This window comes from Pseudomonas sp. LB3P93 (genome assembly GCF_054898025.1).
Genome location: NZ_CM142713.1, coordinates 2,717,115 through 2,740,924 on the forward strand (window position 1 = coordinate 2,717,115; position 23,810 = coordinate 2,740,924).

A 23,810-nucleotide genomic window follows, 5' to 3' on the forward strand; every position below is an offset into this window, starting at 1 on the left:
CACTTTATCACCGTCGATGACAAATACCCTTACAAAAACGTTCAAGGAGGTTCATCCTGCTGCGACATTTCACGCTGGATGTTTGAATATGAGCCTATTGGTCGCGCAATGGATTGCAGCAATCTTCCTCTTGATCAGCCTGGTCCATTTGTACTGGGCGGCGGGGGGCAAGTTGGGAAGCGAGGCGGCGGTGCCGCGAATATCGCCAGAGGGTGGTGGGGAATCCAGGCCGGCGTTCAAGCCGTCGGGTTTTGCCACGTTGCTGGTCGCGGTGGGGTTGCTGTTGATCGCGATGCTGGTGTGCCTCCGGGTCGGCTTGTATTTGCCGGCAGTGCAGCACTGGGCGTTGCAGTGGGTGATCAGCGCCATTGCGATGCTGATGTTTGCCCGGGCGATCGGCGATTCGAACCTGGTGGGGTTCTTCAAGCAGGTCAAGGATTCGAAGTTTGCCCGGCTCGACACCTGGGCTTATTCGCCGCTGTGTGTGGTGTTGGGCGCGGGATTGTTGGCAGTCGCCTGGATCTGAGGTCAACCGGGCTTTCTGTATTGGTTGACCTATTGCTATCGCGGGCAAGCCCGCTCCCACAGGTTGCAGTGTCGGACACAAAATGTATGTACGACATCCGTCACTGTGGGAGCGGGCTTGCCCGCGATGAGGCCAGTCGAATCACCGCAAACCTCTAAACCTGGCCCTGTTTCTCAGTCCGCCGACTACTCACCTCAGCCGGCACATCATCCCCCGCCATGCGCTTGCGAAACAGCGCCGCCCGCGCCAGCAGCAACGTGGTCACCGGCACCGTGATCGACAACAGAATCGGAATCAGCCAGGCATGCAGCACCGGCCCGGACTTGAGCGCCGAAAAGTAAATGATCGAGGCCAGCGCCACGCACCAAGCGCCCAGTGTCGAAGCCAGCGCCGGTGGGTGCATGCGCTGAAAGTAATCCTTCATCCGCACCAGGCCAACGGCGCCGATCAACGCAAATACACTGCCGAGCACCAGCAGGATCGCCACCGGAAATTCAACCCACAGAGACAGTTCCGCGTTCATTCGATCACCTCGCCACGCAGCAGGAATTTGGCCAGGGCAAACGAGCCGACGAAACCGAACAGGGCGATCAGCAGCGCCGCCTCGAAGTACGTGTCACTGGCATAACGAATGCCCAACGCCAACATCATCAGCATCGCAATGATGTACAGGTAGTCCAGCGCCAGAACCCGGTCCTGGGCCGACGGGCCTTTGAACAGGCGAATCAGGGTCAGGATCATCGCCAGGGAAAAAATGAACAGGCTCAGCAGGATCGCGTTCGACAGCAATTCGCTCATTCGAAGATCTCCATCAAGGGGCGCTCATAGGTCGCCTTGAAGTGCTCGATAAACAGTGCTTCATCATCCAGGTCGAACACGTGCAGCAACAGGATGCTGCGGTCCAGCGCCAGTTCCGACCAGACCGTACCGGGAACCACCGTGCAGATCATCGACAGCGCCGCGAGGCCATTGGCATCGCGCAAGTCCAGCGGAACCTTGATGAAGCGCGAGCGCGGTGGACGGCGACCGGCGTTGAGCACGCCCCAGGCCACGGCCAGGTTCGACACCAGCACGTCGCGACCGACCAGGAAGAACAGACGCAGGATCACTCCGGGTCGACGAATGCGGATCGGCAACGGCCGCAGCTTGCGCATCATCAGCGGCGCGCAGAACCCCAGCACCGCGCCGAGCAACAGGTTGCCGGGGCTCATCGACAGGTTCAGCACCAGCCACAACAGCCACAAGGCCAGCGACAACCACGGTGCCGGAAACAGACGCTTCATGGCTGCACCTCCAGCATCGCCGCCCTGGCTTCCGGGCTCGGCACCACACGTGTGCCAAGCACCGCCATGACGTATTGCTGCGGATTATTCAACGCATTCGCGGCTGCCTGGGTGTAACGCATCAGCGGTTCGGCCTTGAAGGTCAGCGCTACGCTCAGCCCCAGCAGGACGATGATCGGCACGCACTCGAAGCGACGCAACAACGGCGATGGCCGTTCTTCAGGTGTCCAGAAACGCTGGATGCCCAAGCGCGAGAAGGCGATCAACGATGCCAGTCCGGACAGGATCAACAACGCCAGCAACCCCCACGCCGCGTTCGACACCGGTTCATCGGTGCCATTGCCCAACCCCAGCGGGTTGAGCAGGGCGCTGAGCAAGCTGAGTTTGCCGATAAACCCGGACAGCGGCGGCATGCCGATAATCAGCAGCGAGCAGGCAATGAAGCTCAATCCGAGGAACGCCATGGTCCAGGGAATCACCTGGCCGACCACGGCTTTCTGCTCATCATCGAGGTTGATGCCTTTAGGCGGTTGCAGGGATTCCATCGGCCGTGGGAGCAGGTCGCCATCGTCGAACAGCGGCATTTCGTTGGCTGAACGGGAGCGCTCGATCAACTCCGCCAACAGGAACAACGCGCTCAACGCCAGGGTCGAGCTGACCAGATAGAACAACGCCGCGCCGATCAGGTTGGGCTGGGCAAAACCGATGGCCGACAGCAGGATCCCCGCCGACACCAGAATGCTCAGGCTGGCCAGGCGTTCCAGCCTTTGTGCGGCAAGGATCGCCACGCCGGCGCAGACGATGGTCGCCATGCCGCCGTAGATCAGCCAGTCACCGCCAAAGTACGCCGACGCCCCGGCCTGGCCGGAGAACAGCAGGGTCCACAAACGCAGCAAGGTGTACACGCCGACCTTGGTCATGATCGCGAACATTGCCGCCACCGGCGCACTGGCCGCCGAATAGGCCGGCACCAGCCAGAAGTTCAGCGGCCACATCCCGGCCTTGGCCAGGAACGCTACCGCGAGAATCCCCGCGCCGGCATGCAGCAGGCCACGATCGGCTTCCGGGACCAGCGGGATTTTCAGCGCCAGGTCGGCCATATTCAGGGTGCCGGTGACGCCATAAATCAACGCCGCGCCAATCAGGAACAGCGACGACGCCAGCAGGTTGATCGAGATGTAATGCAACCCCGACGACACCCGCGCCCGACCCGAACCGTGGAGCATCAGGCCGTAGGAGGCCGCCAGCAGCACCTCGAAAAACACGAACAGGTTGAACAGGTCCGCCGTGAGGAACGCGCCGTAAAGGCCCATCATCTGAATCTGGAACAGCGCATGGAAACTTGAACCGGCGCCGTCCCAACGGGCCATGGCGAACAGCAAGGCGCTGACGCCGATGATCCCGGTCAGCACCAGCATCAACGCCGACAAGCGATCGACCACCAGCACGATACCGAACGGCACCTGCCAGTTGCCCGGCAGGTAGACGCCGATCGAGCCGGGCACGCCGGTGGTCTGCGTCCATTGCAGCAACATCACGGAGATCCCCAGGCCCAGCAGGCTGGAGAACAGGTTGATCTTGGCCTTCAACGGGCGATGTTTTTCGCCCAGCATCAGCATGAGGGCGGCGGTCAGCAGCGGCAGCAGAATCGGTGCCGCGATCAGGTGCGTCATCGCATTCATTCTTTAGGCTCCCGGCCATCGACATGGTCGGTCCCGGTCAAGCCGCGCGAAGCCAGCAGCACCACCAGAAACAGCGCGGTCATGGCAAAGCTGATCACGATGGCGGTCAGCACCAGCGCTTGCGGCAACGGGTCGGTGTAATGCAGCAAGTCCTGCGGCACGCCGTCCTTGATGATCGGTTCCTTGCCGATGAACAGGCTGCCCATGCTGAAGATGAACAGGTTGACGCCGTAGGACAGCAGGCACAGGCCCATCACCACCTGAAACGTCCGTGGTCGCAGGATCAGCCAGACACCGGACGCGGCCAGTACGCCGATGGCGATTGCGATGACTTCTTCCATCAGACGGCTCCTTTGGTGGCGACGGATCTAGGCAGGGCAGCGGTCTTGTGACCCCGTACCGATTGGTGGGCGAGGGCGGTGAGGATCAACAGCGTTGAACCGACCACCACGGCGTACACGCCGATGTCGAAGAACAGAGCACTGGCGATATGGATATCGCCCAGTACGGGCAATCCGAAATGCCAGGTGTGGGTGGTCAGGAACGGATACCCGGCGGCCATCGCGCCGAGGCCGGTGACCGTGGCGAACAGCAGGCCGGTGCCCATCCAGCGCAGCGGTCGCAGGCTCATTTGCGCCTCGACCCACTGAGTGCCGGCAACCATGTATTGGAGGATGAACGCGACCGACATCACCAGCCCTGCGACAAAACCGCCACCCGGCAGGTTGTGCCCGCGCATGAACAGGTAGAAGGACACCACAAAGGCAATCGGCAGCAGCAGACGCACCAGCACCGCCGGGACCATCATGAAGCCGAGCGCGGTGTCGCTGGCCTGACGCGGGTTGACCAGGTCGGTGACCACGTCGGGTGCCAGCAAACGCTGCTGGGCCGGCAATTGCAGGCTTTCTTTCGGCGGGCGGAAGCGTCGCAGCAGGGCGAACACAGTCAGGGCCACGGCCGCCAACACGGTGATTTCGCCGAGGGTGTCGAAGCCACGGAAGTCCACCAGCATCACGTTGACCACGTTGCTGCCGCCGCCTTCGGGCAGGGCGCGACTGAGGTAGAACGAGGAAATGTCGTTCGGCGTCTGGCGCGTCAGCATTGCGTAGGACAGCAACGCCATGCCGCCACCGACGACGGTCGACAGCAGCAAGTCGCGGATACGCCGGATACGTGCCTTGCGCAGTGTGCTCGGCAGCGGCGACACCTCTTCGATCCGGCGCGGCAACCAGCGCAGGCCGAGAAGGATCAGCACCGTGGTCACCACTTCGACCACCAGTTGCGTCAGCGCCAGGTCCGGCGCCGAGAACCACACGAAGGTGACGCAGGTCATCAGGCCGCAGACGCTGACCATGGTCAGGGCCGCGAGTCGGTGATACTTGGCCTGCCACGCCGCGCCGAGGGCACAGGCAATCGCCAGCAGCCAGAGGGTCACGAACACGATCGACCCCGGAATCTTCGGCCGGTCACCCCAACTCAGACTGCTGTGCAGCATCGGGATCAGCCCGGCGAACACCGCCGCGAGCACCACGAGGAACAATTGGGTTTGCAGGCGTTTGGTGCTGATCCGCCGCTCCAGCCGCCGGGCCAGGCGCATCATGATCACCAGGCTGCGCTCGAACTGGCGCTTGCCGTTGAACCGGCCAATGATCGGCGGGTATTTGAAACGCCCGAGTTTGAGCTGATTGCGCAACAGCAAATAGAGCACGATGCCGCAGGACATGGCGATCAGGCTCATGATCATCGGCGCGTTCCAGCCGTGCCAGATCGCCAGGCTGTATTCAGGCAGGACTCCGCCCACCACCGGCAGCGCAGCGGCGGCCAGCAACGGGCCGACCACTTGAGCCGGGAAAATCCCCACGATCAGACAGGCGAACACCAGCAATTCAACCGGCGCACGCATCCAGCGTGGCGGCTCGTGCGGGGTGTGCGGCAGGTCGGTGGCGGTCGGGCCGAAGAACACGTCGACGGTGAAGCGCAGCGAGTAGGCGACGCTGAAGGTGCCGGCGATGGTCGCGACAATCGGCAAGGTCATCTCGACCCAGGCCGTGGCGTTGATGAACACGGTTTCGGCGAAGAACATCTCTTTCGAGAGGAAGCCGTTGAGCAGCGGCACGCCGGCCATCGAGGCGCTGGCGACCATGGCCAGGGTGGCGGTGAACGGGATCAGCTTGATCAGGCCGCTGAGCTTGCGAATGTCACGGGTGCCGCTTTCGTGGTCGATAATCCCGGCCGCCATGAACAGCGAAGCCTTGAACGTGGCGTGGTTGAGGATGTGGAACACCGCGGCCACGGCGGCCAGCGGACTGTTCAGGCCCAAAAGCAATGTGATCAGGCCCAGGTGGCTGATGGTCGAGTAGGCCAGCAAACCCTTGAGGTCGTTCTGGAACATCGCGCAGTACGCGCCGAGCAGCAGGGTGCAAGCGCCGGCGCCGCTGACGATGTAAAACCATTCTTCACTACCGGACAGCGACGGCCACAGCCGTGCGAGCAGAAACACCCCGGCCTTGACCATGGTCGCCGAGTGCAGATAAGCCGAAACAGGTGTCGGCGCCGCCATCGCGTGGGGCAGCCAGAAGTGGAAGGGGAATTGCGCACTTTTGCTCAGGGCGCCGATCAGGATCAGGGGCAGCAGGATAGGGTAGAGGTAGTGGGCGCGGATCAGATCGCCGGCGGCCAGGACCTTGTCCAGGTCATAGCTGCCGACCACATGGCCGAGCAGCATGACCCCCGCCAGCAAGCACAATCCGCCTGCGCCGGTGACCATCAGCGCCATGTAGGCGCCGCGTCGCGCATCCGCGCGGTGGTGCCAGTAGCCGATCAACAGGAATGAGAAGAGGCTGGTCAGCTCCCAGAAAAACACGATCTGGATCAGGTTGCCGGAGATCACCAGCCCGAGCATCGCGCCCATGAACGCCAGGAAAAACGCAAAGAACCGCGGCACCGGATCGTCCGGCGACATGTAATAACGGGCGTATAAAGAAACCAGCGTGCCGATGCCCAGCACCAGCATCGAGAACAGCCAGGCGAAACCGTCCATCCGCAGGACGAAGTTCAGGCCCAGGCTGGGCAGCCAGAAAAACTCTTCACGAATGACGCCGCCATCGGCGATTTGCGGGTACAAGAGGGCAACCTGAACGGTGCCTATCAAGGCAACCAGGCCAGCCAGCAAAGATTCGGTGTTACGCGCGTTGTGTGGCAGCAAAGCCGCCAGACAGCTGCCGATAAAAGGCAGAAGCAGTAGAACTATCAGGGACATAGGCTTCTAATCTGCGGAAGTTTGTGAAGCATCATACGTGCCAGCTCCCGGATCACCAAACGCCAAGCTGTCGCAGAATCCTACAAGATAGATCGGAAAAGCCTGATTCACATTGTTTCAAAGGGCTGCAGTTGATCGTTCCCACGCTCCGCGTGGGAATGCCTCAATGGACGCTCTGCGTCCGCTCTTGGGACGCGGAGCGTCCCGGGCTGCATTCCCACGCGGAGCGCGGGAACGATCAGTGTTCGGTTTCCTGTACCGAATCTTCTTCAACTTCGGGTATTGCCTTACCCTTGGTCTTCAACTCACTGACAATCACCGCCGCCACAATCAACCCCGCACCCACCAACGCAATCGCCGGCAACCGCTCCCCGGCAATCCTTCCGACAATCCCGGCCCACACCGGCTCGCCCGCATAAATCAACGTCGCCCGGGTCGGCGAGACACTCTGCTGCGCCCAGTTCATCGCCACCTGGATCGCCGCACTTGCCGCGCCCAGCCCCAGCGCACTGCACAGCAACAGCCATGAGAAATCCGGAATCACTTCCTGAGTCGGCACCACCATCAGGAACGACAGCACCGACGTGGTCGCGAGTTGCACCACCGTCACCCGGCGCACATCGACTTGCCCGGCATACGTGCTGATCAGAATGATCTCCGCCGCAATCGCCACGGCGCTGATCAACGTGGCAATTTCACCTGGACTGAAATTAAAGGAAGCGCCGGCCGGCCCGGACAGCAGCATCAACCCGGTAAACGCCAGCATGATCCCGATGCTCGGCATCAGCCCCGGACGCCGTCCCAGCACCAGCCATTGCAGCAACGGTACGAAGGGCACATACAACGCGGTAATAAACGCCGACTGACTGCTGGGAATGCTTTGCAAGCCGACAGTCTGCAAGCCGTAACCCAGCATGATCGCCACGCCGATAAAGGCCCCGGCCTTGAGTTCGAACAGGGTCAGTTCCCGCAGGTGACGCCAGGAGAACAGCGCCACAATGATCGCCGCCGCGGCAAAGCGCAGGCCGACAAAAAACATCGGCCCACTGACGGTCATTGCATGCTGCACCAGCAAGAATGTCCCGCCCCAGACCATGGTGATCAGCACCAGCACGCACTCGGCCTTGCTGAACCGCGAGAAACGGGAAGAAGTGGGAGAGGCGTTCACAGACGTCATGACCTTGCGCGCTACCTGAGGGGGACGCACAATGCGCCGAATGTTGCGCAGTATACTGCCCAGCCCCACCGAGTGAGCAATATAGTGCACAAAGATTCTACCCAGCGGGCTTCGGTCCTTCAGCACGTCAGCCAGAACGTCCGACGCCTGCGTCATGCCGCCGACATGAGCCAGACCGCGCTGGCCGAAAAGTCCGGGGTCAGCCGCCGCATGCTGGTGGCGATCGAGGCCGGCGAGAAGAACGTCAGCCTGACCACCCTCGACCGCGTGGCCGAAGCGCTGGACGTGGCGTTCAGCGATTTGATCCAGGCCCCGGATGCCCGCGACCCGAGCCGCATCAACGAAGTCGCCTGGGCCGGAACGATTCCCGGCAGCAAAGCCGTTCTACTGTCCAAAGCCACCGCCACCCGTGAAGTGGAGCAGTGGGAGTGGTGCCTGCAACCGGGGGAGGTTTATCCGTCGCAACCGGATGCGGAGGGGTGGAGTGAGCAGATTTATGTGTTCGCAGGCTGCCTGACGTTGATGCTGGGCGATACGCCGCATGAGATTGCTGCCGGCGAGTTCTATATGTTTGCCAGTGACCAGCCCCATGCCTATCGCAATGATGGTCCGGTGGCCGCGCGGTTTGTGCGAAACGTCGTGATCTAACTGTTCGCCGATCAACACTGGACAGGCACTTTGCTGTTTTAAAGCTGCAAGTCTTTCTCGTAAAAATTCTCAACCTGTTGAAATAAAACGAAATTACATTCAGGCACGACTCCTGCAAAAGCTTCTGGTGTATTCACCAGAATCCCGGAGTCGGCCCATGACAGCCACTGCCCAACCCCTTCGCACCGCTCACGTCATCCACTCTGACGCTGAAGCCATCGCCGTCGCGCACAAGCTCGCCGCACGCTTCGCCGTCGAGGCCAGCCTTCGCGATCGCGAGCGACGCCTGCCGATTGATGAGCTGGACGAGTTCTCCGCCAGCGGCCTCTGGGGTATCACGGTGCCCAAGGCGTACGGCGGCGCTGGCGTTTCCTACGTGACCGTCGCCGAAGTGATCAAGATCATTTCCGCCGCTGACTCATCCCTCGGCCAGATCCCGCAAAACCACCTCGGCGTCCTCGACATCCTGCTGCAAACCGCCACCGAGGAGCAGAAGCGCTTTTATTTCGGCAAAGTCTTGCAGGGTTACCGTTTCGGTAATGCTTTCTCCGAATCCAAAAGCAAAAACGCCGGTGCTTTCGAAACCCGAATCCGTTTCGGCAAAGACACCGCGCAAATCGACGGCGAGAAGTTCTACTGCACCGGCGCGTTGTTCGCGCACATCGTGCCGGCCGTGGCGGTGAATGAAGAGAACAAGGCCTTCATTGCTTTCATTGAGCGCGACAATCCCGGCCTGACGGTGATCGACAGCTGGGACGGATTCGGCCAGCGCACCACGGCCAGCGGCGGCGTGACCCTGAATGCGGTGAAGGTCCCGCTGAGTGCGGTAATCCCGGCGCACAAGGCGTTCGACGAACCCACCGCCGACGGCCCGATCTCGCAAATCATTCAGGCTGCCGTGGACACCGGCATCGCCGTCGGCGCCCTGGAAGAAACCAAACGCTACGCCCGCGAAGCCCGGCCATGGATCGACAGCGGGCAGGATCACGGCTGGCAGGACCCGTTCAGCATCGCCGCGATTGGCGATCTCGAATGGCGGGTCCATGGCACCGAAGCGATCCTCAAGAAGGCTGGACTGGCCATCGATAGAGCCTTGCTCAACCCCAACGAAGACACGGTGGCCCACGCCTCGGTGGTCGTCGCCCAGGCCAAAGTCCTCTCCGCCGAAATCGCGCTGCTCGCCAGCAGCAAACTCTTCGAACTGGCCGGCACCCGCTCGGTGCTGGGCAAATACAACCTCGACCGTCACTGGCGCAACGCCCGGACGCACACGCTGCACGACCCGGCGCGCTGGAAATACCACCTGATTGGCAACTACTTGCTCAACGGCGTGAAGCCTGCGCGCCACGCCTGGAACTGAGGAGCCCACCATGAACGCTTTGACCCAACCGATTGTTGCCGACCAGCCTCTGGCCAAGAGTCAGCACGACTTGCACAACGCCCGCAGCCTGCTCGATGCAACCCTGCGTTTCGTCCGCCAGCAAGCGCAAGCCACGGATGACCCATACGTCATCAGCCGTGTCGGCGACTTGCACATCCGCATCGAAGTCGCCGCGGCGCTGCTCGAACGCGCCGAAGAGTTTCTGAACAGCCACGAAGACGACACCGAAATCAGCGTTGCCATCGCCGAGTCGCACCTGGCCAGCGCCGACGCGCTTAATGCCGTCAGCAACGCCGAATTTGAACTCACTGGCCAACGCACTGTGTTGCACGGATCACTGCACGATCCACTGCGCTGGAAACTGCACCTCATTGGCAATTTCCGCCTCAACGGCATTCATCCCCCACGCTTTCGGAGTGCCGTTTGATGGCCCGTGAAATTCGTCTCAACGCCTTTGACATGAACTGCGTCGGCCATCAGTCGCCGGGGTTGTGGGCGCATCCACGTGACCGCTCCTGGCAGTACAAGGACCTCGAATACTGGACCGACCTGGCGAAAATCCTCGAGCGCGGCAAGTTCGACGGATTGTTCATCGCCGACGTACTGGGCATCTATGACGTTTACAACGGCAACGGTGATGCGGCGATCCGTCAGGCGGCGCAGGTGCCGGTCAACGATCCGCTGCAACTGATCCCGCCGATGGCGCTGGTCACCGAGCATCTGGGTTTTGGCCTGACCGCGTCGTTGTCCTTCGAGCATCCGTATCCGTTCGCCCGGCGCTTGTCGACGCTCGACCACCTGACCAAGGGCCGCGCTGGCTGGAACATCGTCACGTCGTATCTGGAAAGCGGCGCGAAGAACCTCGGCCAGAAAGCCCAGGCCGAACACGATGCCCGTTATGACTTCGCCGAAGAATACCTGGAGGTTTGCTACAAACTCTGGGAAGGCAGCTGGGAAGAGGGCGCGGTCCTGCGCGACCGCGAGCGGCGGATCTTCAGCGATCCGAGCAAGATCCATGAGATCCAGCACGTGGGTAAACACTTCCAAGTACCTGGGATTCATCTCTGCGAACCCTCGCCGCAACGCACCCCGGTGCTCTATCAGGCCGGCGCTTCGAGTCGTGGCAAGCAGTTTGCTGCAGAGCATGCAGAGTGCGTGTTTGTCGCGGCGCCGTCGAAAGTACTGCTGAAGAAAACTGTGGCCGACATTCGTCGTCGCGCCGCCGAGGCCGGGCGCGATCCGTCGAAGATCCTGATCTTCAACCTACAAACCGTAATCCTCGGGGAGACCGACGCCAAGGCCAAGGCCAAGTTCGAGGAATACAAAACCTCGGTCAGTTACGAAGGGGCGATGGCGTTGATTTCCGGCTGGACCGGAATCGATTTCAGCCAGTTCAAACCGGATGAACCGCTCAAGCATGTGCACACCAACGCCATTCAATCGGCGGTAGAAGCATTCTCGACGGCTGATCCGAACAAGGTCTGGACGCCTAACGAACTGGCCGATTGGGTCGGCATCGGTGGGTTTGGTCCGTTGTTTGTCGGCAGCCCGGAAACCGTCGCTGATCTGCTGCAGGAGTGGGTCGAGGAGACCGATGTGGACGGGTTCAACCTGGCTTATGCGTTGACCCACGAAACCTTCATCGACGCCGTGGAGTTGCTGGTGCCGGAGTTGCAGAAACGCGGGGTGTACAAGACCGAATACGCAGCCGGGACCCTGCGCGAGAAGTTGTTTGGGGAAGGGCCGCGGTTGCCGGAGATTCATCCGGGTGCGGGGTATCGGGATTTGGCGGGGTTGCGGCAGCAGGACAGGAAAGTGGTGTCTGCCTAGTCGCCATCGCGGGCAAGCCACGCTCCCACAGGTTTCGTTTCGCCGGCGATATTTGTGGACGACACAAAACCCTGTGGGAGCGTGGCTTGCCCGCGATGGGGCCGGCACACCCAGCATTGATGTTGCCTGATTAGCCGCCATCGCGAGCAGGCTCACTCCTACAGGGGGACGGCGGCGTACACAACTGCGGGGACCTGCGTAGAGCAAATGTGGGAGTGAGCCTGCTCGCGATGAGGCCGGCACATTCGACATTGATGTTGCCTGATCCACCGCTTTCGCGAGCAAGCCCGCTCCCACATTGGGACGCGGTCGTTTTACAGATTTCAGCCTGGCGGACCACCGCACGCTTTTGCCCATGAACAGGAGGTCATACCCATGAGCGTGCATGAACTCAAACGTCCGCCAGTCGCGGACACCGCCCAGTGGCGGGTCGATCTGCCCAAGGCTTTGGAGCAATTGCGCCACTGGGCGCAGGTCAGCCCGTTGCAGCCGGCGTTGCGGCACAAGGGCCACGGTCAGTGGTTTGTCTGGCGCTGGATCGACGTCTTGCGCGATGTCGAACGGCTGGCCGATGGCTTGCGTCAGCAAGGGTTCACCGAAGACTCGCGGCTGGCGCTCAGTGGTGCCTTCGAACCGGATCTGTTGCTGCTGGCTCTCGCCGCTCAACACATCGGCGGTGAACGGCTGACGTTGCCGGACAACCTCGACGCCGAATCACTGCACAAAGCCCTGTGGCGCAGCCGCCCGACCCATGCCTTCGTCCAGGGCCGGCAGACGCAGCAACTCTGGCTCAACCACGGCCAGACGCTGCTGGATTTCGCCACACTGCTCGGCCCGACAGAACCCCCGCAACGCTGGCATCGCTGGGCACAAGGCGCCCAACTGTGGAGCGAAGAGGGCACGCAATGGCAGGAAGGCCTGACCGTCGTGCTCGACCAATGGCTCACCAGCGGACAATCCCTGGCCTTCCCGGAAAGCCCCGGCAGTGCCAGCCGCGATCGCCGTGAAGTGGCGCCGTCGAGGCTGTTGCTATCTGCCGAACGCCTACAGCGGCTGGCCACTGAAATCGACAGTCGCTTGGCCCCCCAAGGCACTTGGCGTCGACGTCTCAGTGACTGGGTCGGGCGACGGTGACGTGTTCTACTTTGGTACCGCTTGATGGCCGCTCCAGGTGTTTGGCGCCTATTATCGTCCAGGAGATTTTCGAGATGAGCCATTGACCAGAGAGAACGCCATGACTCAAACCCAACGCGGACAGGCGACCGACGCCATCCGCCACGCGGACATCCTGATCGTCGGCGGCGGCCTCAGCGGCGCGATGCTGGCGGCGCAGTTGTTGCGATTGCCTGGCAAGCGTTCGTTGCAGGTGATCGAACCGCGCGCCGAACTCGGCCGGGGCGAGGCGTACAGCGCGGTGGAGCTGGGCCATACGCTCAACGGCAATGCCGCACGCATGAGCGTCGACCCGGACAACATCGATGACCTGACCCAATGGCTGACCGCACACATCGCAGCGGGTGGCTGGCCGGAATCGGATGAACAGCATGTGCCGGTCAGCGAATTGTTCCCGCCCCGGGGGCTTTTCGGCGTGTATGTGCAGCAACGGCTGGCGGAGGCGCAAGCGGTGGGCGCGGTGAACGGTTCAACGGTCGAGCATGTGCGGGCCGAGGTGGTTGATCTGCAAGCCCTCGACGACTCTGTGCTGCTGACCCTGAGTGACGGGCAACGCTTGCAAGGTGCTTACGCGGTGCTGGCCACGGGGATGTTTCCCGCCGCGCGCACGCCGCAGACCAAGTCCAGCGGTTTGAACGCTGCAGCGCTCGATCCGTGGGATGTCGCGGCGATGCGCCGGTTGGACCCGCAATCGACGGTGTTGATCATCGGTTCGGGCCTGACCATGGTCGATGCGGTGGTGTCGCTGGAGCAGGCTGGGCATCGCGGCCCGATCGAAGTGTTTTCCCGTCACGGCTTGCTGCCGCACGTGCGCCGGCAACCGCCAGCCTGGGTGGATTTTCTCGCCGAGGCCCCGAGCATTCGCACGCCTCGACAGTTGGTTCGCGAACTGCGGCGGCATTGCCGGGACGCCATCGCTCAAGGCATCGACTGGCAGTCGCCGCTCGACACCGTGCGGGCGCATATTGGCCGGTTGTGGAATCAGGCGACGGATGTGCAGCGTCGGCAGTTTGTGCGGCATGTGCGGCCCTGGTGGGAAAGTCATCACCACCGCTCGCCACCGTTGAGTGCCGAGTTGGTAGCACGGCTGCACAAGGAAGGGCGGTTGCGGATTCAGGCAGCGTCGTTCAAAGGGCTGGAATCGACGACTGAGGGGCAGGTGAGCATCCGCATCCGCCGACGTGGTGAGGTTGAAACCACGGTTGTCAGCGGCGCGGCGTTGATCAATTCCAGCGGTATCGAATACGACTGGCGCCGAGTGGCCCGGCCGCTGCCACAACAACTGCTGGCCCGCGGGCTGATTCGCCCGGGGCCGTTGGCGTTGGGGATCGCGGCGGCGGTTGATGGCGCAGTGCTGGACGCCGATGGGCAGGTCGCCGAACGGCTGTTCGCCATGGGCCCACCGTTGCGGGGCATGTGGTGGGAAAGCACGGCCGTCACCGACGTGGCCAGCCAGGCAAAAGCCCTCGCCGAGCGCCTGACACGGTCGTTGTAGCAGCTGTCGTTGTGGCGAGGGGATTTATCCCCTCGCCACAACGACAGCTGCTACGGATAACCGTGGTCGCGAAAATGAAGAAACCCCGGGTAGATCGGATCTACCCGGGGTTTCTTGTTTCAAGCAGCCCAAAGCCGTTGATCAATAACGCTGATATTTCGAACCAAACTCAGGGCGGTTTTCAGCGACGTAGAGTTTGCTTGCCTGGCTGTCTTTGTGATCAACGCCGACAGTGTTCACATTCAACGTTGCCGGTTGGCTGACTTTAGCCGCGGCGACAACTTGCGAGGTGGCGTGTGGGGCGGCGATGGCGGATGTAGCGCCAAGAACCGACAGGGCGAAACCAAGACCGATGATGCTTTTCATGATGTTGCTCCAGTAGGGTGGGGAGAAGATGTGGCTACTGTAGGGCTGGAGCGTCGCGATGAAAAAACACCCTTGCGCATAGTTGATATCGAGCATGTTGATCCACCGTCAGCGGGGTGGGTTGTCACTGAGCCAACGCTGCTTGAGTTGTTCGAGGCGTCCGTCACGGCTCATCTCGTCCAGCGCCTGCTGCCAGCGCGCCACCTGACGAGCATCGGTGAGCGGAGAAAACGCGATGTAGGTGCCTTGTTTCATCAGCGGCATTTGATAATGCAATTGACTGGGCGCCAGGCCTTCTTCCCGCGCCAGGGTGTTGATGGAGAGGGTGTCCGCCACCACGAATTCGGTACGGCCCAGGCGCGCCAGGCGCATCATTTGTTCGGGGGTTTCCACGCCGTATAGATTGTTCAAGCCCTGCTTCTGCAAGTAGCTGTAGACCAGCCATTTTCGCGGGACAACGATGCGGCCCAGGCTACCGGCCTCCTGCAAACTGCGCACCGGTTGCTGGGTGCCGCTGGCGGAATAGAGCGCCGTTTCCACTTCCATCAACGGACCGACCCACTGGTACTGGCCATCGCGCTCGGCGGTGCGCAACACGGTAAACACCCCGGTGGCAGGCTCGGTGCTGGCGACACGCAAGGCCCGCAGCAAAGGGACTTGTTGGAAATGCACCTGATCGCCGGCCCTTTCGGCCAGCGCCTGGACCACATCCACACCAAACCCCACCAGCTCGTTGCCTTGCTGGAAATGCAGGGGCGGATGGTTGTCGGTGAGCAGGTTCAAATCGGCCGCCACCGCAGTGAATGTCAGGAGAGACAGCAGGCAACCGGCAATGCGCTTCATGAATCGTCCTTGATTGAATGAGGTGCAAATCTTAGTACGCGCCCATTCAACTGTCCCGAGAAATTGTCGGACTATTGCGTCAGATTTCAGGATTTATCGGTGTGTAGAAGAGGTGGCAGGCTAAACACTAAACAACTGTGGGAGCGAGCCTGCTCGCGATGAGGCCTTGCCAGTCAACATCAATGTTGAATGACACACCGCCATCGCGAGCAGGCTCGCTCCCACAGTTGATCTCCGCCGGTTCGTGGATTTAACTCAGTAGCGCTGATACTTCGAACCGAACTCTGGGCGATTTTCCGCGACGACCACACCCCCTTGCACGGCATTCTTCGGGCTGATCAGTGCGACACGTTCACGCAACTCTTGCAGGCGATCAGCACCGCCCTCGGCAACACGGTTCTCGATCAGTCGATCGGAGCCACCTTCAGCCACACGATTCTTTTGCAGGTTTTCAGAGCCATATTCAGCGACGCGATTCTGTTGCAGTCGGTCCGAACCACTTTCCACCAGCCGTTGCTGGATCTGGCTGTGGGACACCGTGCTGGTGGTGCTGGCCGATGCCAGGTTCGACAGGCCGAGACCGCCAACCAGTGCCAGACCGAGTGCCAGGGACGAGACTTTCGAGAAGTTGAACATGGTTGATTCTCCGTGCGCTTGAGTTTGTGTGGGTCGGTAGCTGCTGCTATCCGGTGAACACAGTGAAACGCCCGGGTGTATCGGTGATGTGTGCTTGAACGCGTCGAAATCGGCTTCTACGTATCCGTTTGGGGTTCATATACAGACGGATACAAAACCCCGCGACTTACTTCGTCCTGTAGCAGCTGCTTTGTGGCGAGCGAGCTTGCTCGCGCTTGAGTGCGCAGCGCTCACAAAATTCTGGGGCCGCTGCGCAGCCCAACGCGAGCAAGCTCGCTCGCCACAGTACAGCGGCTACAGGGATCAGTGGTTATGGGGGGCAAGTGCGAGCTCGGCGCACAAACCGCCGCCTTCTCGGTTGCTCAGGGTCAGGGAACCGCCGATGGCCAGGGCCAGTTGCTGCGCGATGGCAAGGCCCAGGCCCGTGCCGCCGGTATTGCGGTTGCGCGAATTTTCGACGCGATAGAACGGCATAAGGACCTGCGCCAGTTCCTCTTCGGCTATCCCCGGCCCGCGATCCAGCACCTTGATGGAATGACTGCCGTCGGCCTTCGACACCACCTGCAACTCGGCGGCACCGGCGAACTTCAGCGCGTTATCCGTCAGGTTGACCAGCACCCGGCGCAGGGCATGGGGGCGAGTGTCAATGACTCCGGCCTTTTCGCCGTTCAACTCCACCGCCTTGCCCATGTCCTGATAGTCGTAGACCAGGCTGTTGAGGAACGAATCCAGATTGATCCGGCAACTGGCTTCGGTAGCGCCATGGACACTGCGGGCATAGGCCACGCCTTCGCGCACCAGGTGCTCGATTTCGCTGAGGTCGTTCGAGAGCTTTTCTTTCTCGCTGGAGTCGTCCATGAATTCGGCCCGCAGCTTCATGCGGGTGATCGGGGTTTGCAGGTCATGGGAAATCGCCGCCAGCAGTTGCATGCGCTCTTTCAGGTAGGCGGCAATGCGCGCCTGCATGGCATTGAACGCCCGGGCGGCATGGGCGACTTCGGTCGGGCCTTTTTCGTCGAGGTGCACGGCGTGGGTGTTGGGGTCCAGGGTGTCGACTGCCTGAGAGAGACGGGTGAGGGGGCGGATGGCGACTCTGACCGCCAGCCAGGTGCAGATCAATAAAAGGGTCAGTTGCACCAGCAGTACCATCGGCAACCATGAGGACAACGGCATCACCGACGGCCGGACATCGATAGTGAGCGGGCTGCCGTCGGCGAGTTTGAGGTGCGCCTGGAAATGCTGCTGCGCGCCTTCGATGCGAGTAAATGTCAGGGCGTATTGCTCACCGACAGCGTCCTGGATGGACTGCACCGCGTCGTGGGCGTCTTTAAGATCGATCGGCGTACCCGGCAGGCCTTCGCCCAGTGAGTAGCGATAAGTGCGGCGCTCGAAGCGTGGCACCCAGTCGGCGCGTTCGGCGGCCGGCAAGCGGTCGAGGATCGAGACCGCGATCGACACGTCGTTTTCCAGGTTGCCCAACAGCATGGCTTCGGCGCTGCGATAACGTTCGTAGAACTGCACGCCGAAGGACAAGCCGTGCGCGACGATCAGGCCGGCCAGGAAAATCAGCGACAGCCGGGACGCCAGGGTGCGCGGCCAATGCAGGGAGAGTTTCATGATTCTGCGCCGAGCAATTCCACGGGGTAGGAGAACACGTAGCCTTCGCTGCGCACGGTTTTGATGTAGGTCGACTCCCGCGAGTCATCCATCAGCCGTTGGCGCAGACGGCTCACTAGCAAATCGATGGAACGGTCGAACAGGTCGGCGTCACGGCCCTGGGTGAGGTTGAGCAACTGGTCGCGACTGAGCACGCGCTGCGGGTGATCGAGGAACACCCGCAGCAAGCGGTATTCGGCGCCACTGAGTGCAACCATCGTGTCGTCTTCGTCCAGCAAGTGGCGGGCGGTGGTGTCGAGGCGCCAGCGGCCGAAACCCAGCAACCGGCCGCTTTCAGTGATGAGCAGGTTGGGCGGCAGCATCCGGGTGCGGCGCAGCACGGCGTTGATCCGCGCCAGCAATTCGCGGGCGGCGAATGGCTTGGTCAGGTAGTCGTCGGCGCCCATTTCCAGGCCGAGGATGCGGTCGGTTTCGTCGTTGCGGGCGGTGAGCATCAGGATCGGCGTGGCCTTGTGCTTGCCCGAGCGCAATTCGCGGCACAGCAGCAGGCCGTCATCGCCGGGCATCATGATGTCGAGCACGATCAGGTCCACGGTGTTGGCGTCGAGAAAGCTGCGCATCTGCCGGCCATCGGCGACCACTGTGGTGCGCAGGCCGTTCTTCTTCAGGTAATTACCGACCAGTTCACGGATCTCGCGATCGTCATCGACGATCAAAATGTGGTTCACATGTTCCATTGCTCAACCCTCTTGTTATTCGCTCGTCGGGCATTCTAGGGAGCCGCGCCGCACCTGCCTGCCGGCCTTTGTATCTCACTGTATCTGGTTGCGACTTTGATACATGGGGATACAAGGCGATTTTTTTCAGGGGCGGGTGTATCGAATTGTATCGGGTGCCTTGTGTGACACCTTACGCCTTAATAGTCGCGGTTTTACGACACATGGCAGATACCTCCGACCGGTTAAATGGGTTCCATCGAGACAAGGTGACTTGCCTCGCTCCACTGCCCATCGACTTAGAGGACATCATCATGAACTGGAACAAATTGGTTGCCGCTGGCTTCTTTGCTGTCTTGAACGTTGCGGCGTTTTCGGCCCATGCGGGTGTTCAGGCGCAGGGTGCCCACCTGGATATCAAGAAGGTGATTTCTACTGTAGAGGACGGCGGGGCGAGTTGCGGGATTGTGAATGCGCGGATGACGTATCTGGATTCGAGTGGTACGCAGAAGGTGCTGGATTACAGTAAGTTTGCGGCGTGTGGGAATCAGGGCGGTTGACCTTGGCGGCCTTCGGGCTGACCAGGTTTCCCCTGGATGTACCCCATCAAACTGTGGGAGTGAGCCTGCTCGCGAAGGCGGTCTGACAGCCGCGTAATTTTTTGCAGATGAACACCAAACCTTGTGGGAGCTGGCTTGCCTGCGATGGCGGTGTGCCATTCAACATTGATGTTGGCTGACACTCCGTCATCGCGAGCAGGCTCCCACAGGGGGTTGGGTGCTGGTCAGGCGCCGTTTATCACGCAACCACTTGATAACAAGGAACATAAGCTGCGCCACCCGGCAGTTTCATCCGGTGCTGTGCAACAAAGGCCTTGAGCAGTTGATCAAGCGGATGCATGACCGCTGCATCGCCACGGATCTGGTAAGGCCCGTGTTCTTCGATCAGGCGGATGCCCTTGTCCTTGACGTTGCCGGCGACGATGCCGGAGAACGCGCGGCGCAGGTTGGCCGCGAGTTCGTGGGCGGGCAGGTCGCGGCTGAGTTTCAGGTTGGCCATGTTTTCGTGGGTCGGGTCGAACGGGCGCTGGAAGCCTTCGTCGATTTTCAGCAGCCAGTTGAAATGGAACGCGTCGTTGCGCTCGCGGCGGAACTGTTTGACCGCTTTGAGGCCTTGGGTCATGTGCCGCGCGACTTCAGCCGGGTCGTCGATGATGATTTCGTAATGTTGCTTCGCGGCGTCACCCAGCGTGGCGCCGACGAACGCGTCCAGTTGCTCCAGATACGGCGCCGCATGTTTCGGCCCGGTAAGTACAACCGGGAAGGGCACGCCGGCGTTGTCCGGGTGCATCAGGATGCCGAGCAGGTACAGGAACTCTTCGGCCGTGCCGGCGCCGCCCGGGAAAATGATGATGCCGTGGCCCACGCGCACGAAGGCTTCCAGGCGTTTCTCGATGTCCGGCAGGATCACCAGTTCGTTGACGATCGGGTTCGGCGCTTCGGCGGCGATGATGCCGGGCTCGGTCAGGCCCAGGTAACGGCCGCCGTGGATGCGCTGTTTGGCGTGGGCGATGGTCGCGCCTTTCATCGGGCCTTTCATCACGCCGGGGCCGCAACCGGTGCAGATGTCGAGGCTGCGCAGGCCCAGTTCGTGGCCGACTTTCTTGGTGTATTTGTATTCTTCGGTGTTGATCGAGTGGCCGCCCCAGCACACCACGATCTTCGGTTCGACGCCGGGGCGCAGGGTGCGGGCGTTGCGCAGCAGGTGGAACACGTAATCGCTGATGCCCTGGGACGTGCTCAGGTCGATACGCTGGGCATCGAGTTCGTTTTCGGTGTAGACGATGTCACGCAGGGCGCTGAACAGCATTTCCCGGGTGCTGGCGATCATTTCGCCGTCGACGAAGGCGTCGGCCGGGGCGTTCAGCAGTTCCAGGCGGACGCCGCGGTCCTGCTGGTGAATGCGGATTTCGAAGTCCTTGTAGGCTTCGAGAATGGTTTTGGCGTTATCAACATGGGCGCCGGTATTGAGGATGGCCAGGGCGCACTGGCGGAATAAGGTGTAGGTGCTGCCGGATCCGGCTTCGCTCAGTTGCTGTACTTCACGTTGAGAAAGGGTTTCCAGGCTGCCTTTAGGGCTGACGGAGGCGTTGATTACTTGTCGTTGGGTCATTCAATGATCCTTAAAACGATGCCATTCATACAGGTAACTGGCATCCGAATAGTGTGTATCCATGAAAGAAGATGGCACGAACTGCGCTGTATCGCCATGTTCCCCGATTGACGATGAAAAGATGAAGAGGCGCCCAGCATAGCTAAATCCTGCGCAGGGGCGATAATGCCCCGCAGTCTTTTCGCTCACTGAGCCTTTTACCATTGATGCAAGGAACCCCGTCACGATGTTCGAAATCCAGCCGATGAACGCCGAACTCTTTCGAAAGCAGACACGGCGCAGCACGGTGATTATTGCGCTGATATTCCTCGCGCTGGCGATGGTGCTGTCCACCGCGGCGGTGGCGATGTTCGGTGAGCCCGGGGGCGACAATCTGCGATTCAACGTGGGCGGCGTGTTTGTCGCGGTGCTGCTGATGGCGGCGTTGATGCGCGGCACGTTCTGGTCTCAGCCCTGGATGGCGCCGGCGGTGTACGGCTGGCAGCTCAAACGCAGCCTGATGAGCATCACCAATGTGATGCATCAGGTCACGGCGGCGGTGGAGGCGGGTGATCCGACGGCCATGAAGCTGCTGCGTTTCTACCACCTGGGCTTGAATCAGATGCACGAACTGGACGGCAACTCCAGCGATCATGGCCAATTGAGCCGGGAAATGGAGCAGCACAGGGCGCGGATGGAAACGCTGGGCCTCGACACCGAGCAGACGCAGTTGAATCCCGCCTGGCTGGAAGCGGTGAAGCAGACGCCGAAGTAAATCCCATGGTGTGGGCACAAACCGCACCATTGGATCTAGGGTTTCGGGAGGGGGGCGACTAGGCTGAGTCTCCACTTCCCGCTCGGGAACCTGACGCCGGCAAGGAAACGCTCATGTCCCTGAAACGCACGCATCGCCCGATTCTGATCTTCGCCGCCATCCTCGGCGTGGCCATGGCCGCCAACGGCGTGTTCATGCTGATCAACCCCGCCCTGTGGTACACCGCCGTGCCCGGCGTCGAACGGACCGGGCTGTTCAACCAGCATTTCATCCGCGACATCGGTCTGCTGTATGTGGCGATTGGCGCCGCGTTCATCGGCGGCAGCGTCAGCCCGACACACCGGCTGCTGCTCTGGGCCTCGGCGACGGCCTGGCTAACGGCGCACGCCCTGTTTCACTTCTGGGAAGTGGCGGCCGGGATCTGCGGGCCGGAGGTATTGTGGGTGGATTTTCCGGCCGTCACGCTGCCGTCGATCATAGGGACCGGGCTGACGTTTTGGGCGTGGAAGACATCGGCTCCGGCTCAACACCCTCACATAAACCCTTCACAACGCTAGTAGATCGCCTATCTTGTTTCTGATGGGTCTTTCGATCCGCGTGTCAGACTCGGCCGGATGGCGCTTAAAGGGCGAACAGGAAAATTCGCCATGTCATAACGATTCAGGGAGCGTCATGGGGCATCCGTCCATCAACGACCGAATTGAACACACCCGGCCCGTCGCGCCTTGGGAGCCCGAGCCGATCGAGTCCAGACTCAGGGTCCGTTACGCGGTTGCCCTGCTCGTGGCGGTGTGCCTGTCCATGACGGCCATTGTGATCTGGGAAGCCTGGAACTCGCGCCAGTACCATTTGCATGACAAAGAAGTGGCAATGTCCAACCTTGCCCAGACCTTGGCATCGCAAGCGCAGGCGTCGATCAAACAGGCCGATACGTTGCTGTTTACCTTGGTGGACCGCCTAGAAAACGAGGGCGTGGCTCCGGCGCAGCTACCCAGGTTACGCCGCTTGCTCAGCGCCCAGCGCAGTGAGCTGGCCCAGCTCCATGGCTTGTTCGTTTTCGACGAGCAAGGGCGGTGGGTCGCCAATTCCAACGGTGCGGATGTGCCCGGTGCAAACAATTCCGACCGCGAGTATTTCATCTACCACCGTGATCATCCTGACCGCGGCCCCCACATCGGCCCGTCGATCAAGAGTCGATCGACCCGCGAATGGATCATGACCGTGTCACGCCGGATCAATCATCCGGATGGCAGCTTTGCCGGTGTCGCGCTGGCATCGATCTATCTCAGCCATTTCCTCGGGCTCTACGACAGCATCGACATGGGCAAAAACGGCGTGATCAACCTGATCGCCGACGACGCCACCATCGTCGTTCGCCGGCCCTTCAACGAAGCGGAAGTCGGCACCAGCGTCGCCAAGGGACCGCTGTTTACGCAATTGTTGCCCAAGAGCAATTCCGGCACCGCCACCGTCAAGTCTTATGTAGATGGTGTCGAGCGAGTGGTGGGGTTTCGACGGGTCGAGGGTTATCCGCTGATCGTTTTCGCCGCTCTCGACAAGAACGACGTGCTGGCCGGCTGGCGCGAGGAGTCAATACTCAGCGCTGGCATCGTGCTGTTGCTGCTGGTGTTTCTGGGAGGGCTCGGTTATCGCCTCATTCGCTTCATGAAGCAGCAGAATCACATTCAGAGTGTGTTGCTCGATGCCCAGGAAAAACTCATCGAAGTCAACCGCAGCCTGGAATTGCTGGCGCTCGAGGACGCACTGACCGGGCTTTCGAACCGGCGTCAGTTCGATCTGTTCATTCTTGCGGAAATGGGCCGTGCCCGGCGCACCTTGACTCACCTCGCCATGCTGATGATCGATGTCGACCACTTCAAGAGCTTCAATGATCGTTACGGGCATGTGGCGGGCGATGAGTGTTTGCGCAAAATCAGCGCAATCATCCAGGACAACATCAAACGCCCCGGCGACCTGGCCGCCCGCTATGGCGGCGAGGAGTTTACGGTGGTGCTGCCCGGTACCGACTACGTGGGGGCGTTTCTGGTCGCGGAAAAAATTCGCCGCGCGGTCCAGCAGGCCGGGATCGAACACAGCGAGTGCCCGGAAGGCACGGTGACCGTCAGTGTGGGGGTTTGTGCCTACAACCCGGCCTCTCAAGGTAAGCCTAACGATTTGGTGAGTGCTGCGGACAAGGCCTTGTACGTGGCCAAGGCCAGTGGGCGGAACATGAGTGTCATTGCCAACTGAGT

The 23,810-nt window shown here is 61.2% G+C and carries 23 protein-coding genes and 2 pseudogenes; 12 read left to right on the forward strand and 13 right to left on the reverse strand.

What is annotated here, in order from left to right; all coding sequences use genetic code 11:
* Positions 1 to 88 precede the first annotated feature (88 nt).
* Positions 89 to 526, forward strand: a complete 438-nt coding sequence (locus ACYZT8_RS12240; protein WP_461981425.1) for a DUF3995 domain-containing protein — start codon at positions 89 to 91, stop codon at positions 524 to 526.
* A gap of 154 nt (positions 527 to 680) precedes the next feature.
* On the opposite strand, the gene ACYZT8_RS12245 is transcribed toward ACYZT8_RS12240, so the two are convergent.
* The 7 genes from ACYZT8_RS12245 to ACYZT8_RS12275 all read right to left on the reverse strand — a co-directional run bounded on the left by ACYZT8_RS12245 (position 681) and on the right by ACYZT8_RS12275 (position 8,017).
* Complete coding sequence (locus ACYZT8_RS12245) at positions 681 to 1,049, reverse strand: Na+/H+ antiporter subunit G (protein ID WP_461981427.1); 369 nt, start codon at positions 1,047 to 1,049, stop codon at positions 681 to 683.
* Positions 1,046 to 1,324: a K+/H+ antiporter subunit F gene (locus ACYZT8_RS12250; protein WP_007935991.1), complete on the reverse strand. Its 279-nt coding sequence runs from the start codon at positions 1,322 to 1,324 to the stop codon at positions 1,046 to 1,048. Before ACYZT8_RS12250 ends, ACYZT8_RS12245 begins: the two co-directional genes overlap by 4 nt.
* Positions 1,321 to 1,809 (reverse strand): Na+/H+ antiporter subunit E, encoded by a 489-nt coding sequence (locus ACYZT8_RS12255; protein ID WP_461981430.1) that lies wholly within the window; start codon positions 1,807 to 1,809, stop codon positions 1,321 to 1,323. The genes ACYZT8_RS12250 and ACYZT8_RS12255 overlap by 4 nt, the downstream gene beginning before the upstream one ends.
* The gene (locus ACYZT8_RS12260; RefSeq protein ID WP_461981432.1) at positions 1,806 to 3,491 is read right to left on the reverse strand and encodes a monovalent cation/H+ antiporter subunit D; all 1,686 of its coding nucleotides are present in this window, start codon (positions 3,489 to 3,491) and stop codon (positions 1,806 to 1,808) included. Before ACYZT8_RS12260 ends, ACYZT8_RS12255 begins: the two co-directional genes overlap by 4 nt.
* Complete coding sequence (locus tag ACYZT8_RS12265; RefSeq protein WP_007986256.1) at positions 3,488 to 3,832, reverse strand: Na+/H+ antiporter subunit C; 345 nt, start codon at positions 3,830 to 3,832, stop codon at positions 3,488 to 3,490. The genes ACYZT8_RS12260 and ACYZT8_RS12265 overlap by 4 nt, the downstream gene beginning before the upstream one ends.
* Entirely contained in the window at positions 3,832 to 6,750 is a 2,919-nt protein-coding gene (locus ACYZT8_RS12270) for a monovalent cation/H+ antiporter subunit A (protein WP_461981434.1), read from the reverse strand. Before ACYZT8_RS12270 ends, ACYZT8_RS12265 begins: the two co-directional genes overlap by 1 nt.
* 238 nt (positions 6,751 to 6,988) lie before the next feature.
* Positions 6,989 to 8,017: a DMT family transporter gene (locus tag ACYZT8_RS12275; RefSeq protein WP_461981436.1), complete on the reverse strand. Its 1,029-nt coding sequence runs from the start codon at positions 8,015 to 8,017 to the stop codon at positions 6,989 to 6,991.
* Here ACYZT8_RS12275 and ACYZT8_RS12280 point away from each other — a divergent pair.
* The 7 genes and pseudogenes from ACYZT8_RS12280 (at position 8,012) to ACYZT8_RS12310 (ending at position 14,454) form a co-directional block, all read left to right on the forward strand.
* Positions 8,012 to 8,575: a helix-turn-helix domain-containing protein gene (locus ACYZT8_RS12280; RefSeq protein WP_461981438.1), complete on the forward strand. Its 564-nt coding sequence runs from the start codon at positions 8,012 to 8,014 to the stop codon at positions 8,573 to 8,575. The two genes, ACYZT8_RS12275 and ACYZT8_RS12280, sit on opposite strands and share 6 nt — an antisense overlap.
* A gap of 157 nt (positions 8,576 to 8,732) precedes the next feature.
* Positions 8,733 to 9,935 (forward strand): SfnB family sulfur acquisition oxidoreductase, encoded by a 1,203-nt coding sequence (locus ACYZT8_RS12285; RefSeq protein ID WP_461981440.1) that lies wholly within the window; start codon positions 8,733 to 8,735, stop codon positions 9,933 to 9,935.
* 10 nt (positions 9,936 to 9,945) lie between these two features.
* Complete coding sequence (locus tag ACYZT8_RS12290; RefSeq protein WP_461981442.1) at positions 9,946 to 10,383, forward strand: acyl-CoA dehydrogenase; 438 nt, start codon at positions 9,946 to 9,948, stop codon at positions 10,381 to 10,383.
* Positions 10,383 to 11,786: an LLM class flavin-dependent oxidoreductase gene (locus ACYZT8_RS12295; RefSeq protein WP_461981444.1), complete on the forward strand. Its 1,404-nt coding sequence runs from the start codon at positions 10,383 to 10,385 to the stop codon at positions 11,784 to 11,786. The genes ACYZT8_RS12290 and ACYZT8_RS12295 overlap by 1 nt, the downstream gene beginning before the upstream one ends.
* A gap of 375 nt (positions 11,787 to 12,161) precedes the next feature.
* A pseudogene (locus ACYZT8_RS12300) lies at positions 12,162 to 12,905 on the forward strand (AMP-binding protein); the annotation flags it as partial.
* Positions 12,902 to 12,997: pseudogene (locus tag ACYZT8_RS12305) on the forward strand (ABC transporter ATP-binding protein); the annotation flags it as partial. The pseudogenes ACYZT8_RS12300 and ACYZT8_RS12305, both read left to right, overlap by 4 nt.
* Positions 12,998 to 13,020: 23 nt before the next feature.
* On the forward strand, positions 13,021 to 14,454 hold the full coding sequence (locus ACYZT8_RS12310; RefSeq protein ID WP_461981446.1) for an FAD/NAD(P)-binding protein: 1,434 nt from the start codon (positions 13,021 to 13,023) through the stop codon (positions 14,452 to 14,454).
* 141 nt (positions 14,455 to 14,595) lie between these two features.
* Here the strand turns inward: ACYZT8_RS12310 and ACYZT8_RS12315 are convergent, their stop codons facing one another.
* From ACYZT8_RS12315 to ACYZT8_RS12335, 5 genes are all read right to left on the reverse strand, one after another.
* Positions 14,596 to 14,916 (reverse strand): hypothetical protein, encoded by a 321-nt coding sequence (locus ACYZT8_RS12315; protein ID WP_461981448.1) that lies wholly within the window; start codon positions 14,914 to 14,916, stop codon positions 14,596 to 14,598.
* Positions 14,917 to 14,928: 12 nt separating this feature from the next.
* Positions 14,929 to 15,663, reverse strand: a complete 735-nt coding sequence (locus ACYZT8_RS12320) for a substrate-binding periplasmic protein (protein ID WP_461981450.1) — start codon at positions 15,661 to 15,663, stop codon at positions 14,929 to 14,931.
* A gap of 255 nt (positions 15,664 to 15,918) precedes the next feature.
* Positions 15,919 to 16,299 (reverse strand): hypothetical protein, encoded by a 381-nt coding sequence (locus ACYZT8_RS12325; protein WP_461981452.1) that lies wholly within the window; start codon positions 16,297 to 16,299, stop codon positions 15,919 to 15,921.
* A gap of 303 nt (positions 16,300 to 16,602) precedes the next feature.
* Positions 16,603 to 17,916: an ATP-binding protein gene (locus ACYZT8_RS12330; protein ID WP_461981454.1), complete on the reverse strand. Its 1,314-nt coding sequence runs from the start codon at positions 17,914 to 17,916 to the stop codon at positions 16,603 to 16,605.
* Positions 17,913 to 18,653 carry a response regulator gene (locus ACYZT8_RS12335; RefSeq protein ID WP_461981456.1) on the reverse strand — a complete coding sequence of 247 codons (741 nt, stop codon included), beginning with the start codon at positions 18,651 to 18,653 and terminating at the stop codon, positions 17,913 to 17,915. Before ACYZT8_RS12335 ends, ACYZT8_RS12330 begins: the two co-directional genes overlap by 4 nt.
* Positions 18,654 to 18,946: 293 nt before the next feature.
* Here ACYZT8_RS12335 and ACYZT8_RS12340 point away from each other — a divergent pair, with 293 nt between their 5' ends.
* Complete coding sequence (locus tag ACYZT8_RS12340; protein WP_461981458.1) at positions 18,947 to 19,192, forward strand: DUF2790 domain-containing protein; 246 nt, start codon at positions 18,947 to 18,949, stop codon at positions 19,190 to 19,192.
* Between the two features lie 238 nt (positions 19,193 to 19,430).
* On the opposite strand, the gene ppnN is transcribed toward ACYZT8_RS12340, so the two are convergent.
* Positions 19,431 to 20,804, reverse strand: coding sequence for a nucleotide 5'-monophosphate nucleosidase PpnN (ppnN, locus tag ACYZT8_RS12345; protein WP_461981460.1), 1,374 nt, complete (start codon positions 20,802 to 20,804; stop codon positions 19,431 to 19,433).
* A gap of 226 nt (positions 20,805 to 21,030) precedes the next feature.
* On the opposite strand from ppnN, the gene ACYZT8_RS12350 reads away from it, so the two are divergent.
* The 3 genes from ACYZT8_RS12350 to ACYZT8_RS12360 all read left to right on the forward strand — a co-directional run bounded on the left by ACYZT8_RS12350 (position 21,031) and on the right by ACYZT8_RS12360 (position 23,808).
* Positions 21,031 to 21,558, forward strand: coding sequence for a DUF3087 domain-containing protein (locus ACYZT8_RS12350; protein ID WP_461981462.1), 528 nt, complete (start codon positions 21,031 to 21,033; stop codon positions 21,556 to 21,558).
* A 113-nt stretch (positions 21,559 to 21,671) separates the two neighbouring features.
* Positions 21,672 to 22,115 (forward strand): hypothetical protein, encoded by a 444-nt coding sequence (locus ACYZT8_RS12355; protein WP_461981464.1) that lies wholly within the window; start codon positions 21,672 to 21,674, stop codon positions 22,113 to 22,115.
* 115 nt (positions 22,116 to 22,230) lie between these two features.
* Positions 22,231 to 23,808 (forward strand): sensor domain-containing diguanylate cyclase, encoded by a 1,578-nt coding sequence (locus ACYZT8_RS12360; protein WP_461981466.1) that lies wholly within the window; start codon positions 22,231 to 22,233, stop codon positions 23,806 to 23,808.
* The last annotated feature ends 2 nt before the right edge of the window (positions 23,809 to 23,810 follow it).

What these genes read in the sequence shown, in the direction of transcription:
- ACYZT8_RS12240 (WP_461981425.1), top strand. Translation starts at nt 89, where the DNA reads ATGAGCCTATTGGTCGCGCAATGGATTGCAGCAATCTTCCTCTTGATC.
- ACYZT8_RS12245 (WP_461981427.1), bottom strand. Translation starts at nt 1,049, where the DNA reads ATGAACGCGGAACTGTCTCTGTGGGTTGAATTTCCGGTGGCGATCCTG.
- ACYZT8_RS12250 (WP_007935991.1), bottom strand. Translation starts at nt 1,324, where the DNA reads ATGAGCGAATTGCTGTCGAACGCGATCCTGCTGAGCCTGTTCATTTTT.
- ACYZT8_RS12255 (WP_461981430.1), bottom strand. Translation starts at nt 1,809, where the DNA reads ATGAAGCGTCTGTTTCCGGCACCGTGGTTGTCGCTGGCCTTGTGGCTG.
- ACYZT8_RS12260 (WP_461981432.1), bottom strand. Translation starts at nt 3,491, where the DNA reads ATGAATGCGATGACGCACCTGATCGCGGCACCGATTCTGCTGCCGCTG.
- ACYZT8_RS12265 (WP_007986256.1), bottom strand. Translation starts at nt 3,832, where the DNA reads ATGGAAGAAGTCATCGCAATCGCCATCGGCGTACTGGCCGCGTCCGGT.
- ACYZT8_RS12270 (WP_461981434.1), bottom strand. Translation starts at nt 6,750, where the DNA reads ATGTCCCTGATAGTTCTACTGCTTCTGCCTTTTATCGGCAGCTGTCTG.
- ACYZT8_RS12285 (WP_461981440.1), top strand. Translation starts at nt 8,733, where the DNA reads ATGACAGCCACTGCCCAACCCCTTCGCACCGCTCACGTCATCCACTCT.
- ACYZT8_RS12290 (WP_461981442.1), top strand. Translation starts at nt 9,946, where the DNA reads ATGAACGCTTTGACCCAACCGATTGTTGCCGACCAGCCTCTGGCCAAG.
- ACYZT8_RS12295 (WP_461981444.1), top strand. Translation starts at nt 10,383, where the DNA reads ATGGCCCGTGAAATTCGTCTCAACGCCTTTGACATGAACTGCGTCGGC.
- ACYZT8_RS12310 (WP_461981446.1), top strand. Translation starts at nt 13,021, where the DNA reads ATGACTCAAACCCAACGCGGACAGGCGACCGACGCCATCCGCCACGCG.
- ACYZT8_RS12315 (WP_461981448.1), bottom strand. Translation starts at nt 14,916, where the DNA reads ATGCTCGATATCAACTATGCGCAAGGGTGTTTTTTCATCGCGACGCTC.
- ACYZT8_RS12320 (WP_461981450.1), bottom strand. Translation starts at nt 15,663, where the DNA reads ATGAAGCGCATTGCCGGTTGCCTGCTGTCTCTCCTGACATTCACTGCG.
- ACYZT8_RS12325 (WP_461981452.1), bottom strand. Translation starts at nt 16,299, where the DNA reads ATGTTCAACTTCTCGAAAGTCTCGTCCCTGGCACTCGGTCTGGCACTG.
- ACYZT8_RS12330 (WP_461981454.1), bottom strand. Translation starts at nt 17,916, where the DNA reads ATGAAACTCTCCCTGCATTGGCCGCGCACCCTGGCGTCCCGGCTGTCG.
- ACYZT8_RS12335 (WP_461981456.1), bottom strand. Translation starts at nt 18,653, where the DNA reads ATGGAACATGTGAACCACATTTTGATCGTCGATGACGATCGCGAGATC.
- ACYZT8_RS12340 (WP_461981458.1), top strand. Translation starts at nt 18,947, where the DNA reads ATGAACTGGAACAAATTGGTTGCCGCTGGCTTCTTTGCTGTCTTGAAC.
- ppnN (WP_461981460.1), bottom strand. Translation starts at nt 20,804, where the DNA reads ATGACCCAACGACAAGTAATCAACGCCTCCGTCAGCCCTAAAGGCAGC.
- ACYZT8_RS12350 (WP_461981462.1), top strand. Translation starts at nt 21,031, where the DNA reads ATGTTCGAAATCCAGCCGATGAACGCCGAACTCTTTCGAAAGCAGACA.
- ACYZT8_RS12355 (WP_461981464.1), top strand. Translation starts at nt 21,672, where the DNA reads ATGTCCCTGAAACGCACGCATCGCCCGATTCTGATCTTCGCCGCCATC.
- ACYZT8_RS12360 (WP_461981466.1), top strand. Translation starts at nt 22,231, where the DNA reads ATGGGGCATCCGTCCATCAACGACCGAATTGAACACACCCGGCCCGTC.